The following is a 14901-nucleotide window of genomic DNA, read 5'->3' as shown; positions in this document are numbered from 1 at the left end:
CCTGCCTGCACAACCGTTGCCGGAGGCGTTTGTGAGCCTGACCACTCCCCATGAACGTGGCCGGTGGAGGCTGCCCTGGCTGCTGGCCGGGCTGGCCATGTTCGGCCCGTTCACCATCGACACCATCTTCCCCGCCTTCCTGCAGATGGGAGAGGACCTGCGCGCCGACAAGCTGGCCATGCAGCAGACCATCAGCGTGTACCTGGTGGCCTATGCGCTGATGAGCGTGGTGCACGGACCGCTGTCGGACGCGCTAGGCCGGCGCCGGGTCATCCTGGGCGGGCTGGTGGTGTTCACCTTGGCCTCGATTGGCTGCGCCATGGCCGATGAGCTGGGCACGCTGCTGGTGTTTCGCGCGGTGCAGGGCCTGTCGGCGGGCGTGGGTGTGGTGGTCGGCCGCGCGGTGATCCGTGATCTGTTCCAGGGCAACGACGCCCAGCGGCTGCTGAGCCAGGTATCGATGATCTTCGGCATTGCTCCGGCGATCGCGCCGATTATCGGCGGCTGGATCCTGGGCTGGGCACGGTGGCCGGCGATTTTCTGGTTCCTGGTGATCTTTTCCGTGGTGCTGCTGGTGGCCACCTGGCGCTGGCTGCCGGAAAGCCTGCCCCTTGCCGAACGCCGCTCGCTGGCCCCGCGCAACCTGCTGCGCGACTACATCACCATCTTTGCCAACGCGCGTTTCCAGCGACTGGCGGCAGCAGGTGCGTTCAACTTTTCCGCGCTGTTCCTGTTCATCGTCTCGGCCCCGGCGTTCGTAATGGACATTCTGTCGCTGGACGAGAACCAGTTCGGCTGGCTGTTCATCCCCATGATCAGCGGCATGATGGTGGGCGCGTGGGTGTCGGGCCGCGCGGCCGGGCGTATCCGCGGCGTCACCCTGGCCAACATCGGCTTTGCCTGCAGCGCGGTCGCCATCGCCGCCAATCTGCTCTATTACCTGGTGGTGGATGTGCCCACGGTGCCCTGGGCGGTGTTGCCACTGGTGCTCAACGCGTTCGGTATCGCCCTGGTGTTCCCGATCGTGACGCTTGCGATCATGGACATGTTCCCGGCCCAGCGCGGCGCTGCCGCCTCGCTGCAGGCGTTTACCGGCCTGGTGCTCAACGCGATCGTCGCCGGCCTGCTTTCTCCGCTGGTCAGCGGCACTGCGCTGGGTCTGGCCAGCCTGGCGGCCACGTTCCTGGTGATCGGCTGGTTTTTCTGGCGCTGGGAGACCCGGCCCGGCCGTACGCGCCCCAGCATCCCCGCCGAGCCGGCTGCGTATGAGCCAACGGAGCAGCTGTAAGCGGGGTGGACGTTGCGTTGCCGGCGCCGCGGTCGGTTGGTGCTGCCCTGTGCCATGCCAGCAGTTAGAATCCAGCCACCCCAAGGATGAGGAGGCAAGGATGGATCCGATCGCGATTCCCGATGTTGCACTGGTCGACAATACCGAACAGCGGACTCCACTGGTGCTTGTGCTGGACTGCTCCGGCAGCATGGGCGGGCAACCCATCAATCATTTGAACGAAGGGCTCCAGCTGCTTGAGCAGGAGCTCAAGAATGATGTGATTGCCGCCAAGCGCGTGCGCGTGCTGGTCATCAGCTATGGCGGCATGGACGAAGCCACGCTGGTGGGAGACTGGCAGGACGCCATGGACTTCACTGCGCCTGTGCTCAAGGCCCACGGCACCACGCCGATGGGGCATGCGGTGGATCTGGCGCTGACGGAAATCGAGGACGAGAAGGCGCGCTTCCGCCAGGCGGGTGTCGCCTATACGCGGCCGTGGCTGTTCCTCATGTCCGACGGCCTGCCTACCGATGCATTCCAGGCGGCTGCACAGCGTTGCCGAAGTGATGAGGCCGCGAGCAAGGTGGCGGTCTTTCCCATTGCGGTCGGTAATGCCGAGGTCGAAGTGCTGGGCGAGTTCAGCAACAACGGCGCGCGTGCGGTGAAGCAGCTGCAGGGGCTTCAGTTCCGCGAGCTCTTCCAGTGGCTGAGCGCCAGCATGCGGGTGGTGTCCCATTCGACCCCCGGTGGCCAAGCCCAGTTGCCAGCAACCGACAGCTGGTCGACGGTTCCCGTCTGATATGGCGTGGAAGGTGGTGGCAGCTTCCGCCACCGGCCGTTCGCACCGTGACTCCGGAACTCCCTGCCAGGATGCATTTGCTTTCTCCCAGGCAGGAGATTCTCTGGTGGCGGTGGTCTGTGACGGAGCCGGTTCCGCCCTGCACGCCGACGAAGGGGCAACCACGATCGCCCGGCAAACAGTGGCTGCGCTGGGCGCCCGGCTGCGTGATGACCGGCTGGTGCGGGACGATACGGACTGGGCCGTGATTCTGGCGGAGGCCGTGGCCGCGGCGCGCGCGCGCCTGGAGCACCTGGTGGTGGGGCGCCACGGCCAGCTGCGTGATTACGCCTGCACGCTGGTCGGGGCAGTGGCCACGCCGTCCGGCGGGTGTTTTTTCCATCTCGGGGATGGGGTGGGCATCTGCGAGTACAGCGACGGCGCGGTAGTGCTCTCGCCGCCGGAGAATGGGGAGTACGCCAACGAAACCTGGTTCGTGACGGACCAGAAATGGTGGAGCCGGCTCCGTGTGACCCCGTTTCATGGGGACGTGTCAGCCATTGCCCTGATGTCCGACGGTGCCGAAAGTTTCGTGATGGACAAGGGCGGGGCTGGTCTGTACCGGCCGTTCATCGATCCCGTCTTCGGGTATCTGCGACAGGTGGATGCAGATCAGGGCGCACGCGCGTTGCAGGCCACATTGGCAGATCCCAGGACGGATGCTATCACCAGCGATGACAAGACGCTGTTGATTGCCCTGGCCAGCTGACGGAGCTTTCATGGCGGCGCGCGAGGGAGCCGTGGTTTTCGACAACGCCGGTCGCCGGCTGGTACTCGGCCGCCTGATCAAGAGTGGCGGGGCCGGCAGCGTATTCCAGCTGGACAACGCGACTGAAAGCGTGGCCAAGCTGTACCACCAGGGGGTTGGGCTGGAGGTATATGAGCGCAAGCTGGAGGCGATGCTTGCGCTGTGTCCGGATCTGCCGGACAGGATTGAGAACGGGAAGCGCCACGTCCAGATCGCATGGCCGGAGGCTTTGCTGCGGGACAGGCAGGGACGCTTTGTCGGGTTCAGGATGCCCAAGCTGGATATCGCCGCCACCAGCGATCTCGAGCATGTCTTGCAGGAGCGCCAGGCACGGGCGGAAGGCTTGCCCACGGGGCTTGGGCCCAAGGCGGTACTGGCGGCCAACCTGGCGGTCACGCTGGCCGCGCTGCATCGGCGTGGCCATTACGTCGTGGACCTCAAGCCGCTGAACCTGCGTTTCTACCGGGAGTCGCTCTACATCGCCCTGCTGGACTGCGATGGGTTCAGCGTACAGGGGCGGGGTGAACGCTTCCCTGCTGGACAGGTCACCGCTGATTACCTGGCGCCCGAATTCCACGGATCCGGCGTGACCCCGGGAAGGGAAGAGCAGCAGGACCGGTTTGCGCTGGCGGTCGTGGTGTTCCAGCTGCTCAATTCGGGAATCCATCCGTACAGCGGCCGGACGCGGAATGCCCGGCTGCCGACGGACCTGCCGGGGCGGATCAGGGCACGCCTGTATGGCTATGGCCTACGGCCGCATGGTGACATCAAGCCGGTAGCTGTCAGCGGACATGGGCAGATGCCCGGGTCGCTGCGCACGTTGTTCGATCGCGCGTTCGCAGGGCCGGCGGAGTCACGTCCTTCCGCCGGGGAGTGGGCAGCGGAGCTGTCGGCGTACGCGCGCCGCGACAGTAGGGCCCTGGTGGCCTGCGCCCGGGATGCCCGGCACCAGCATTTCACCGGACTCTCCTGTGGAGCCTGTGCCAGGGCTGCGGTGCTTGAGGACGCGCGCAAGCGCGCTGCGCGTGCCGGTGGCGTGCGCAGGGGAAACCGCCCGCAATCAGTCCGGGCCAATCGGCCAGCGCGGTCTCCGCAGACTGTGGTGCAGGCCCCGCAGGGGGCGACAGCCGCCCCGGCGCCCCCTCCGGCGCGGCCGCTCGGGTTCGGGGCCCGGATATCGCTTGCGGTGATCGTGCCGGTGCTGTTCGGCTGGATTGCCACCTGGGGCGTTGGTGCCGCAGACGCGTTTGAGAGTCTTCTTGCGCCGGGTTTCGGGGAGAAGATGGTGCACACGGTCGAACTGCTCTTTCACAGCGTTGTGTTGCTGCTGGCCATGTTTTTCGCCCTGGTGCTGCTGCCCGTCCTGCTCGTGAGCAGACGTCCATGAGGGTGGCACCGGTCCTGGGCTGGGTGGTCAGCCTGGGCCTGGTGTTGATGGTGCTGCCCGTGGTGGGCAAGGCGGCACTTCTGCCGTATTGGCTCCTTGAGTGGGTGGGGGGCTGGTTCGTTACCGGGCAGACTGGCGGCCGGCTGCTTGGCTTCCGCGGCGGGGTGACGCTGGCAGGCGTGCCAGCGGTGCTGGCCTTGCTGTACGTGGCTGTGAAGGATCGCGATGAGCGCTATCTGGCCGGCGCCGTCGGCGTTTTCCTCGCCCTGCTTCTGATCATGCTGGTGGTGGCGCCGGCGAAGCGGATCCAGGAGTCGGCCGCCACCTCTGTAGAACCGCCGGTGTCTGCGCAGGGTCCGGTGTCCGCGCGGAACCGGGGGGCGGCAAGGGAAGATGTTCCGGGCAGGAGTTCGCGTGAAGAATATGAGCGGCAGGCTCCCGGCTTGATCCATGGGATCGCGCAGGCAGCCGCACGCCGCCAGACCGGACGCGTGGATACACAGCTGCAATGGATGGCGAAATGGTCGGAAAGTGTGCCCGCAGGCACGCGCGTCGGCCCGGCTACCCCTGACGAACGACAGGACCGGGCGGAACAGCTGGCAGGTCAGGCCCGGGTGGAGATGGTGGGGTTGAGAGGCGGTTCAACGCCGGTCGATGCACGGATCATCCGCCGACTGCCGCGTCCACCGGAGCGGGTTCTCGTGGATGTCATGGAAAAGATCCAGGCCGCGCTGCTGTTGACCCCCGAGGATGGGTATCTATGGCTGGCGTACGGTTACCTGCTGGTGGACGTGGATGACGAGGCCGCCATGGGTGCGATGTCCATCGGCATTCGCCTTGCTCCCGGATCTGCAGAAGACGGACAGCTCCCCGATGAATGGTCCGATCGGCTGGAGCTCATGCAGGCCAGGTCGGCAATCACCCGGGTGCGCACGCATATCCTGCTCAATCGCGCCTGGCTGGCTGTGCTGACCGAAAAGGAATTGCAGCCCGACGCCTCCCTGCTGGACTACGTGGAGCAGGTGCTTCCCGCTCCTGACCCGCTGGAGCAGGGCAGCCTGCGGGCTGCCTCGTTGCGGGCGTCCATGCCCATGGCGATGCCTCCTGAGCCGGTCAGGGGAGCACAAGCGGATGTGGACTTTGATGCCGCTGGCATCTGCCCGGACAGTCGCGTGCTGCCCATGGCCGTTTCACAGGAGGGCGGAACCGTGGTGCTGGTTTTCGATGTTCTTGCTGATGGCACGGTCACGGGTTTGCTGGTGGATCAGCCCAGTGGTGACTATGCGCTGGACAGCGCGGCCGTTGTGACGGCGCGGAGATGGTGTTTCAGTCAACTGGCCGGTGATGCCGGGGACGGCGAGCGCAAGCGGGTGCCGATCCATTTCCAGCCGGGCAGCCCGGGCCCGGATGGCCGGGCCGGGGTGGGCGATCCTCCATGGAGTGGAGAAGGGCACAGGGTGCTGCACTCCCTGCTCCAACACCAGATCAGGATGCTTCCGCCGCGTTACCCGGCTTCCGCCGTGCGTGAGGGCCTGGAAGGACGTGTGCTGCTGGAGATCCGGATAGGAGGTGACGGTGTGATCCGGTCGGCCCAGCTGGCCGAAAGCAGCGGGCACCCCGTGCTTGATCGTGCTGCCATCGAGGGTGCGCGCAACTGGAATGTACGTCCGGGAGAGGCGACGTCGGATGTCAGCGAGCTGCACGTGGTGGTTCCCGTCGAGTTTTCGCTCAGGTGAGCGGGAACCACCAGGCGGAGACGCCGGCTCAGCTGCCGCCCGGCCAGCCGCAGGCCTGGCCTTCGTTCTGGGCTTCCAGCCAGCTCTGCAGCGGGGCGAAGTATTTCAGGATCGCCGAACCGTCCATTTCCTCGCCGGCGGTCATTTCGCGCATGGTCTGCTGCCAGGTCTGGCCGGCGCCGCGCTCCAGCATGTTCCAGAACCGCTCGCCGGCCGCCTGGTTGCCGCTGAAGTTGCACTCGTGCAGCGGGCCGTCATGGCCGCTGGCCTCGCACAGCGACTGGTAGAACTGGAACTGCAGCACGTGCGAGAGGAAGTAACGGGTGTACGGGGTGTTGCCCGGCACGTGGTACTTCGCGCCCGGATCGAAGAATTCTTCACCGCGCGCATCCGGCGGCGCCACGCCCTGGTAGCGCGCCTTCAGATCCCACCACGCCGTGTTGTAGCTGTCCGGGGTGATCGAACCGTCGAACACGCCCCAGCGCCAGCGGTCGATCATCAGCCCGAATGGCAGGAACGCCACCTTCGACAGGGCCATGCGCATCTGCGAGTTGATCAGCGCCGCCTGATCCTGCGCCTGCGCTTCCACCAGGCCAATCGAGGCCAGGTAGTCGGGAGTCATGGACAGCACGATCACGTCGCCGATGGCCTCGTGGAAGCCGTCATGGGCACCGTTCTGGAACAGCGGCGGCTGGTCCTTGTAGGCCAGGAAGTAATAGATGTGGCCCAGCTCGTGGTAGATCGTGGTGAAGTTTTCCTCGTTGGGCTCGATGCACATCTTGATGCGCACATCGTCAGCCATGTCCATCGGCCAGGCGCTGGCGTGGCACACCACGTCGCGGTCGCGCGGCTTGATGAACTGGCTGTTGGCCCAGAACGGCTCGGGCAGCTCCGGCATCCCCAGCGAGGTGTAGAACTCCTCGGCGCGCCGGGTCATGCCTACCGCCACGTCATGCTGCGCCTGGCGTTCGATCTCCACCCGCTCTGCGGGCGTCGGCAGGGTCGGCTGCCGCGCCATGCGCGCATCCAGACCCTGCTGGTACTGCTTCTGCAGCGCACTGGACACATCCAGGCTGCCGGCATTGGGGTAGGGCGCCAGGATGTCCCACAGGTGGCTCCAGTCCTGCTGCCACATGTTGCCCATCAGGTGCGCGGGCAGCAGCCCATCAACCGATCCGCGGTCGGGATATTGCGCTTCAAGGCGGGTGCGCGCATAGCAGTGCAGCTGGTCATACAGCGGCTTGACCTGGTTCCACAGGCGATCTGTTTCCGCGGCCATTTCGACCGGGCTCATGTCATAGCCCGAGCGCCACATCTCGCCGGCGTCGGCATAGCCCATGTCGCGCGAGCCCTCATTGACCAGCTCCACGAAGCGCACATAGTCCTGGCGCATCGGCTTGGCGATCGAGTGCCAGCCCTGCCACGCATCCAACTGGGCGTCGTAATCGCGGCTGGTGCGCAGCACTTCTTCCAGCTGGCCCAGCTGGCGGCAGTCCTCGGGGCGGCCTTCCGCGCAATAAGCGCCCGCGCCGTACATGCCTTCCATGCGGGTGGCGATGCGGGTCAGCTCGGCAAGGCGCTCCGGGTCACGCGGGGCCGGCATGGCGGTGCCGAGCTTGAGCAGGCTGATTGCGCGCGCGGTTTCCGGCGCCATTTCCTGGCCTTCAAAGCGCCGCGCCTGGTCGATCCAGTCGTTGAGCGCGGTCAGCCAGCGCTCGTTGCCCTTGGCGGCCAACAGCTGGCTGTCTTCGTTGATATAGGTGGACGAGAGCCACTGGGACGCGGTCATCTCGCGATACATCTCGCGCATTTCATCGTTGACCCGACTCACAAACTGGTCGGCGGTCTCGTCCTCCGGCACCCCGGCCGGCAGGGACGACTGGGCGGAGTCGCGCTGGCAGGCGGACAGGGCCAGGCAGGCGCCCAGGGCGGTGATACAGAGCAGGCGGCGATAGGTCACGGTGATTTCCTGGGCGGCCCGGGCCGCGTGGGACGGAAGCGGCAGGCTATGGGAGCGCCGTCGGCTCTGCAAGTGGCACTGCAGCGGGCAGCAGGCCCCGCTCAGTCAGCCAGGCATGGGCGTCCTCGGCGTCGCGCTCGAACCAGGCGCGCGTGCTGCCCAAGCGGAAGCTGTAGCCCCAGGTGTCCATGTCGGCCATCAGCCGGTCGCGGCCCACACCGGGCAGGTGGTCGGCCAGCAGGATCTGCAGGTAGCAGGTGGCGTCTTCTTCAGCCACCGAGTCGGTGGCGTCGGTGTGCACCTGGGCGCGCCGTTCGGCAGGCAGCACGATCAGGTGGCAGGCCTCGTGCAGCATCGAGTGCACGGGCGTGTCCGGACGGACATACACATTGCTGGCAATGATCCCCGCCTCCGGCTCGCCCCAGTAGCTGCCGGGAATCGGCGCGCCGGGGTCAACCAGGTGCAGGGTCAGCCCGTAACGGGCCATCAGGGCGGCAGCATGGGCAAAGTCGATATCGCCCACGCACACCACGTCCGGACCGGCCGATGCGGCATCGGCCGCGCCAACGGATGCGGGAAGCGGTGCAGTACCCATTGTCAGAAAAACTGCTGGGTTCAGGCGGTGCCGGTGCCGTCTTCGGGCAGCGCCACGGAAATATCGAGCACGTCGTGCTCGCCTTCCTTCACCAGGTCCACCTTCACCGCGTCGGCGTCGATGCTCACGTACTTGCGGATCACTTCCAGCAGCTCGCGCTGCAGCAGCGGCAGGTAGTCGGGCGCATCGCGCCCGCTGCGCTCCTGCGCAACGATGATGCGCAGGCGCTCCTTGGCGATCGAAGCGGTGTTTTTCTTGGTTTTCAGGAAATCAAACAGGCCCATTGGCTCAACCCCCGAACAGCTTGCTGAAGAAACCCTTCTTCTCCAGCTGGGTGAAGCGCATCGGCCGGTCCTCGCCCAGCAGTCGCGCAACGGCGTCGTCGTAGGCCTGGCCCGCGCCCGACTCCATGTCCAGGATCACCGGCTCGCCTTTGTTGGAAGCGTTGAGCACGTCGCTGGACTCGGGGATCACCCCGATCGTCTTCAGTCCAAGCACCTCTTCCACGTCGGTGATGGAGAGCATTTCACCGGTTTCGACGCGGCTGGGGCTGTAGCGGGTCAGCAGCAGGAATTCCTCGATCGACTCGCCGGCTTCGGCGCGCTGGGTCTTGGACTGCAGCAGGCCGATGATGCGGTCGGAGTCACGGACCGAGGACACTTCCGGATTGACCACCACGATCGCCTTGTCGGCGAAATACATGGCCAGGAAGGCGCCCTTCTCGATGCCGGCCGGGGAGTCGCAGACGATGTAATCAAAACCGTCGTCCTTCATCTCCTTGAGTACGCGCTCGACGCCTTCGCGGGTCAGCGCGTCCTTGTCGCGGGTCTGCGATGCGGCCAGCACGTACAGGTTGTCAAAGCGCTTGTCCTTGATCATGGCCTGCTTGAGCGACGCTTCGCCCTGGACCACGTTGACGAAGTCGTACACCACCCGGCGCTCACAACCCATGATCAGGTCGAGGTTGCGCAGGCCGACGTCGAAATCGATCACCGCGGTCTTGTGGCCGCGCCGGGCCAGGCCGCTGGCGATGCTGGCGCTGCTGGTGGTCTTGCCCACGCCGCCCTTGCCTGAGGTGACTACGATGATTTCGGCCAATGTCGTGATCTCCGTGTGGATCGTTGGTTGTTATTGTCGTGGGTGCTGCAGATGCGGCTGGCGACCAGCGCATCACGAAACCGGGTGCTAATCAAGCGCCTCGATCTTCAACTCTTCGTCTTCAAGCCAGACCTGCGCGGCCTTGCCGTGCAATTCTTTCGGAATATCGTCCAGCACTTTGTACTGGCCGGCCACCGCGACCAGCTCGGCGTGGAAGGCGCGGCAGAAAATACGCGCCTTCGCATTGCCCTGGGCGCCAGCCAGTGCCCGTCCGCGCAGCGGGCCATAGATATGGATGGAGCCATCGGCCAGCACTTCCGCGCCAGCGCTGACCGCATTGAGCACGGTCAGGTCGCGGTTGTCCGCATACACCTGCTGGCCCGAACGCACCGAGTTGGGCAGGATCATGCCCGGCTGTCCCGCGGTCGCCTGGGTCTGCAGAGCGGGCGCCGCGGCAGGCTCGGGTGCCGGCGCGGCCTGCGCCGGGGCAGGCGTGGAGCCGTCAGCGCGCTCGTACTGGGCGCGGAACCGGGCCAGGACCGGCATTTGCAGCTGCACGGCCAGCGCCTCGTTGTCGCCGCTGCCCCAGGCCAGGGCCACGGGCAGTGCGCCGGCGGCACGCAGTTCGTCCAGCAGAGTCCGGGCGGTGGCGACATCGGGAATGGCCGGCAGGCCGCCGAAATCGATCACCAGCGCCGCGCGTTCGAACATTTTTGGCGCGCGCTGCACCCGCTCACGCATCTCCGCGCCAAGGCGCTCCACGTCCAGGGTGCGTACGCGCAGGTTGGCAATACCGACCTGGCCGAACTTCAGTTCGCCAGCCGGCTCGAAATCACTCGCCATCATCAGGTTCCAGTTGCTCGCTCGGCCGGGCCGCCGCGGTGTTGGCGCGGCTGCAGCAGCCACGGTACGTCAGGCAGGCGATCGCCGTAGCGTTCGCGGATCCAGGGGTAGCTGCACATCTTCTTGACCAGCATCGAGGCGCGGATTCCGGTCTCCGGCATCACATGCTGGCCTTCCTCCTGGAAGCCGAAAGCGCCGTGGAACAGGCGCGCGGAGTCACTGTCGTGCTCGATCAGCACCTCACAGGTCAGCAGCGGCCAGCGGGCCTCGGCGAAGCTCTGCACATCGGCATAGAAGGCCCGGCCCACGCCACCACCGCGGCGGCGGCTGGCCACCACGATCCGGTCGATATAGAAAAACGACGCGTGGCGCTCGCCGAACCAGGCGAAGTTGCTGCCCTGATGGCCCGACCCGGACCCGAACCCCACCAGGAACCCGGCCACGTTGCCGTCATTCTCGGCCACCCGGAAATAATCCGCGGTGTCGAAAAAATGGCGCAGGCGCGCGGCGTCCAGCGGCAGGATGGCCGGTCCGGCAGCGTTGTTCAGGGCAAGGATGGAATCCAGTTCGTGTTCATACACGTCGCGGATCAGGGTCGACATTTACATGCTCCGGGGGACATCCGCTCCTCGGGAAGCGGCTGCTCTACAGCGCCCGAATTATCGCACAGGCAGCCAGGGGCGGCGAACGCGGCCCACGCGCCCGGCGGTCCGTGGCCGCGCGCTGCGGGGGCGGGCATGCCTTTCCGGCCTTGCGCGAACAGGGGTGGTTCGATAACCCTTCGCCCTGACTTTGAGCGATGCGCGGAAAAACATGCTGGTCCGCATTGGCAACAGCCGGATGCTTCGTTACGCAGGCCTGTTTACATGGGCTGCGGTCGGGCTGTGGCTGATCATTTTCCTGATCGATCCGCAGTCGCTCCCGCTCGACGAGATTGACAGGGGCTGGATGCTGCTGATCCTGCGCTGGCTGGTCGTGTACCTGTTGTTTGGCGGGGTCTACTGGTGGATCACCCGCTCGCTGGGTGACCGCAAGCCCGGCATCTGGGACCACATCGGCCTGCTGCTGCTGACCTGCTGCGCCATCGGGGTCAGCTACCTGTCCGGCACCGCGCTGGGCAGCATCCTGCTGATGGTGGTGGCCGGGCTGCTGCCGTGGATGCTGCCGCTGCGGATCGGCGTGGTCTGGCTGGTGATGGGCAACATGGCGGTGCTGCCCATCTATACCGGCCCGCTCGGCTTCCCGCTGCTGGTGGGCGTGTTGCAGGCGCTCGGTTACATGGGTTTTTCAAGCTTTGTGTTCACCACCGCGCTGGTGGCCCGGCAGCAGGCCGAGGCCCGGGATGAGCAGCGGCGGCTGAATTCGGAATTGCGCGCCACCCGCGCCCTGCTGGCTGAAAGCGTGCGTGTGAATGAGCGCACCCGCATTGCCCGCGAGCTGCACGACCTGCTCGGCCATCACCTGACCGCGCTCAGCCTGAACCTGGAAGTGGCCAACCACCTCACCTCTGGCGCGGCCCAGGAGCACGTGGGCCAGGCCCATACCCTGGCCAAGCTGCTGCTGAGCGATGTGCGTGAGGCGGTCAGCCAGATTCGCGACGATGGCGCCATCGACATGAGCGCCACGCTCAGGCCGCTGGCCGAAAACGTGCCCGGGCTGGCGGTGGAAATGCGCATGCCCGAGCCGTTCCTGATCGATGACGCCGAGCGTTCGCACGTGTTGCTGCGCTGCACCCAGGAAATCATCACCAACACCGTGCGCCACGCCAAGGCGCAGCGGCTGGAGCTGGACTACAGCGTGGCCGGCGGCTGGATCCGGGTGCGGGCGCAGGATGACGGTCGCGGCGTCAACCTGGAAGGGTTCGGCAACGGGCTGCGCGGCATGCGCGAGCGGCTGACCGCATACGGTGGGAAGATGGTGGTTCGTACCGCCCCCGGCGAAGGGTTCGCGCTTGACCTGGAGCTGCCGGTCGACGACCCGGTCGACCCGCCCGGCGCTCCCGCCATTTTGGGACTGGATAGCACATGATCAAAGCAACCGAGAAGCCCATGATCCGAGTTTGCCTGGTGGACGACCAGACCCTGGTCCGGCAGGGCATCCGCTCGCTGCTGGCCCTGGATGACGGCATTGAAGTCGTGGCCGAGGCCTCGGATGGCAAGCAGGCCGTGGAAGTGATTCCAGAGGCGGCGCCCGACGTGGTGCTGATGGACATGCGCATGCCGTTGATGTCCGGCCTGGAGGCGCTGCAGCTGCTGTCGCGTGAAAACCGGCTGCCACCCACCATCATCCTCACCACTTTCGACGACGACCAGCTGGTGCTGGCCGGGCTCAAGGCCGGCGCCAAGGGCTACCTGCTCAAGGACGTGTCCCTGGAGCAGCTGGTGGGTGCGATCCGCACCGTGGCCGGCGGCGGATCGCTGGTACAGCCGGCGATGACCCAGCGCCTGCTGTCGGGCCTGGAACACATGCGCAATGAATTCGTCAGTCTCGACCGTCCTGATCCGCTCACCGACCGTGAGACCGAGATCCTGCGGCTGATGGCGGGCGGATTTTCCAACAAGGAGATCGCCAACTCCCTCGGCGTGGCCGAGGGCACCATCAAAAACCATGTTTCAAACATATTGAGCAAGCTCGGGGTCCGCGATCGCACCCGTGCGGTCCTGAAGGCGTTCGAACTGGGGCTGGTGTGATGCCCCTGAAAACGCCGGATATGCAATCCCGCTCTCGCTCACGACCTCTCAACTTGTTAGGATTGCCCGCTTGCGAGCCGGCACGGCTGGATATAGGTGTGGAGAACCCTGAATGACCCGTTTGCTCGAAATTCTGATTTCCCTGGTGATCGTCGCCGTGCTGTTCGTAGTGGTAGGCGTATTGCTGCCCGCCAACCGCACGCTGGTCGAGCAGGTGGAGACCAACCGCCGCCAGACCATCGTGTTCGACACGATCAACAGTTTCCGCCGCTTCCATGAGTGGCATCCCATGGCGCTGTACGACCCGCGCATGAGCCTGGAACGCTCCGGCTCCGACGCGGGTGAGGGCGCCACCATCTCCTACAGCTCCGATGTGCGCACCGTTGGCACTGGCAGCTGGACGATCGTGGAGTCCGTGCCGCGCCGCGAGGTGAAGATCGCGATCGAGGATGACCGCCAGGGCAGCAACAAGCAGACCACCTTTGCCCTGCGTCCGACCGGTCGCGGCGGCCGTAACCTGCAGATCACCCAGACCTACAGCGTCGACTACGGCTGGAACCTGATGGGCCGCTACGCGGGTCTGTACGTGAGCCGCAGCGTTGGCGACAGCATGACCCTGGGCCTGAGCCGGCTGAGCAACATGCTCTCCGCAGTGCCGAACGTGGACTACGCGGTCGACGGCAGCACCCTGGAGAACCTGCGCGTGGTCGAGCGTCCGGCAGAGAACCTGCTGGCGGTCCGCGCCGGCGCGATCGAGCGTCGCACCGCCGAGATCCAGGGTTCCATGGAAAGCAACATGGAGTGGATCAACCGCACCATGGATGCCAACAACCTGGAAGCAGCCGGTCCGATGCGGATCGTCACCACTGAACTGGGTCGCGACACCTACAACTTCGACGTGGTCCAGCCGGTGCGCAGCGCAGGCAGCGGCCCGGCCGCGAACGACAATGGCGACGAAGAAGACAACGGTGAAGAGGCTGCGGCTGCTGTCGCCGCTGACCAGCCGATGGTCGATGAGGGCGAACTGGCCGATCTCGACCTGCTGGGGCCGGTTGAGTACATGCGTACCGAGCCGACCGTTGTGGCAGGTGGTGATTACACCGGCTTCATGGCTGAGCTGGAGAACGTGCGCAACGCGATCCGCGCCTGGGCAATGACCCAGGGTCATGAGGTGACCGGGCGTCCGTTCGAGCTGTACAAGTCCGGTATCGAAGACTCGTTCACGCCGGAAGGCCAGTACGAGGTCTACTGGACCGTGAAGCAGTAACGGCCAGCGCCGCACTGCATCATGGTGTTTGACCAACACGCCGCGCCCCCAGGGTGCGGCGTGTTGCGTTTGGCGAGGTGGAAAAAATGATGACTGTGGAAACAGACCGGCCGGGTGCCGGACGTTTGCGTTCCATCCTGGCGGCGCTGGGCGCGCTGTGTGCAGGCCTGGCAGTGGCGATGGCGGCCTACGCCTCCCACGGCGTTGATGGCGCCGCCCAGGCGTGGTTGCAGACCGCAGCCCTGTTCGCGTTCGGCCACGGCGTGGCGCTGGCCCTGTTGGCGCCGCTGCCCGCCCGCCGCCTGCGCCTGGGCGCGCTGCTGTTGCTGTTTGCCGGCATGCTGTTGTTTTCGGGAAGCCTGGCGGGCGCTGCCCTGCTGGGTTGGCCCACGGCCGCGGCTCCGCTGGGCGGCAGCCTGATGATCCTGGGCTGGCTGACGCTGGCCGCCGACCTGCTGCGGGACTGAGC

15 protein-coding genes are annotated in these 14901 nt (G+C 66.1%); 9 read left to right on the top strand and 6 right to left on the bottom strand.

Going from position 1 to position 14901, the window contains the following annotated elements:
• Positions 1-97: 97 nt before the first annotated feature.
• The 5 genes from WCE59_RS04220 (at position 98) to WCE59_RS04200 (ending at position 5979) form a co-directional block, all read left to right on the top strand.
• Positions 98-1288 carry a multidrug effflux MFS transporter gene (locus WCE59_RS04220; RefSeq protein WP_449284109.1) on the top strand — a complete coding sequence of 397 codons (1191 nt, stop codon included), beginning with the start codon at positions 98-100 and terminating at the stop codon, positions 1286-1288.
• A gap of 100 nt (positions 1289-1388) precedes the next feature.
• Positions 1389-2069 carry a vWA domain-containing protein gene (locus WCE59_RS04215; protein ID WP_343257468.1) on the top strand — a complete coding sequence of 227 codons (681 nt, stop codon included), beginning with the start codon at positions 1389-1391 and terminating at the stop codon, positions 2067-2069.
• 1 nt (position 2070) lies between these two features.
• Positions 2071-2817, top strand: coding sequence for a PP2C family serine/threonine-protein phosphatase (locus WCE59_RS04210; RefSeq protein WP_343257467.1), 747 nt, complete (start codon positions 2071-2073; stop codon positions 2815-2817).
• A gap of 10 nt (positions 2818-2827) precedes the next feature.
• Positions 2828-4243 (top strand): hypothetical protein, encoded by a 1416-nt coding sequence (locus tag WCE59_RS04205; RefSeq protein WP_343257466.1) that lies wholly within the window; start codon positions 2828-2830, stop codon positions 4241-4243.
• Positions 4240-5979: a TonB family protein gene (locus WCE59_RS04200; protein WP_343257465.1), complete on the top strand. Its 1740-nt coding sequence runs from the start codon at positions 4240-4242 to the stop codon at positions 5977-5979. Before WCE59_RS04205 ends, WCE59_RS04200 begins: the two co-directional genes overlap by 4 nt.
• 28 nt (positions 5980-6007) lie before the next feature.
• Here the strand turns inward: WCE59_RS04200 and WCE59_RS04195 are convergent, their stop codons facing one another.
• From WCE59_RS04195 to WCE59_RS04170, 6 genes are all read right to left on the bottom strand, one after another.
• Positions 6008-7939: a M2 family metallopeptidase gene (locus WCE59_RS04195; protein ID WP_343257464.1), complete on the bottom strand. Its 1932-nt coding sequence runs from the start codon at positions 7937-7939 to the stop codon at positions 6008-6010.
• 46 nt (positions 7940-7985) lie between these two features.
• Positions 7986-8534, bottom strand: coding sequence for a hypothetical protein (locus WCE59_RS04190; RefSeq protein WP_343257463.1), 549 nt, complete (start codon positions 8532-8534; stop codon positions 7986-7988).
• Positions 8535-8554: 20 nt separating this feature from the next.
• On the bottom strand, positions 8555-8818 hold the full coding sequence (gene minE / locus WCE59_RS04185) for a cell division topological specificity factor MinE (RefSeq protein WP_343257462.1): 264 nt from the start codon (positions 8816-8818) through the stop codon (positions 8555-8557).
• Between the two features lie 4 nt (positions 8819-8822).
• Positions 8823-9632, bottom strand: a complete 810-nt coding sequence (gene minD, locus WCE59_RS04180) for a septum site-determining protein MinD (protein WP_343257461.1) — start codon at positions 9630-9632, stop codon at positions 8823-8825.
• Positions 9633-9719: 87 nt separating this feature from the next.
• Positions 9720-10475: a septum site-determining protein MinC gene (minC, locus tag WCE59_RS04175; protein ID WP_343257677.1), complete on the bottom strand. Its 756-nt coding sequence runs from the start codon at positions 10473-10475 to the stop codon at positions 9720-9722.
• Positions 10476-10477: 2 nt separating this feature from the next.
• Complete coding sequence (locus tag WCE59_RS04170; RefSeq protein ID WP_343257460.1) at positions 10478-11077, bottom strand: GNAT family N-acetyltransferase; 600 nt, start codon at positions 11075-11077, stop codon at positions 10478-10480.
• 211 nt (positions 11078-11288) lie between these two features.
• Here WCE59_RS04170 and WCE59_RS04165 point away from each other — a divergent pair, with 211 nt between their 5' ends.
• The 4 genes from WCE59_RS04165 to WCE59_RS04150 all read left to right on the top strand — a co-directional run bounded on the left by WCE59_RS04165 (position 11289) and on the right by WCE59_RS04150 (position 14899).
• On the top strand, positions 11289-12503 hold the full coding sequence (locus WCE59_RS04165) for a sensor histidine kinase (protein WP_343257459.1): 1215 nt from the start codon (positions 11289-11291) through the stop codon (positions 12501-12503).
• Positions 12504-12523: 20 nt separating this feature from the next.
• Complete coding sequence (locus WCE59_RS04160) at positions 12524-13165, top strand: response regulator transcription factor (RefSeq protein ID WP_343257676.1); 642 nt, start codon at positions 12524-12526, stop codon at positions 13163-13165.
• A gap of 112 nt (positions 13166-13277) precedes the next feature.
• Complete coding sequence (locus WCE59_RS04155) at positions 13278-14432, top strand: SRPBCC family protein (RefSeq protein WP_343257458.1); 1155 nt, start codon at positions 13278-13280, stop codon at positions 14430-14432.
• 89 nt (positions 14433-14521) lie between these two features.
• Positions 14522-14899 (top strand): DUF423 domain-containing protein, encoded by a 378-nt coding sequence (locus tag WCE59_RS04150; protein ID WP_343257457.1) that lies wholly within the window; start codon positions 14522-14524, stop codon positions 14897-14899.
• Positions 14900-14901 lie beyond the last annotated feature (2 nt).

Source organism: Luteimonas qiangzhengi, assembly GCF_039548515.1.
GTDB lineage: Bacteria > Pseudomonadota > Gammaproteobacteria > Xanthomonadales > Xanthomonadaceae > Luteimonas.
The sequence above is the reverse complement of the archived record's forward strand: the minus strand, read 5'-3'. Positions and strand labels throughout refer to the sequence as shown.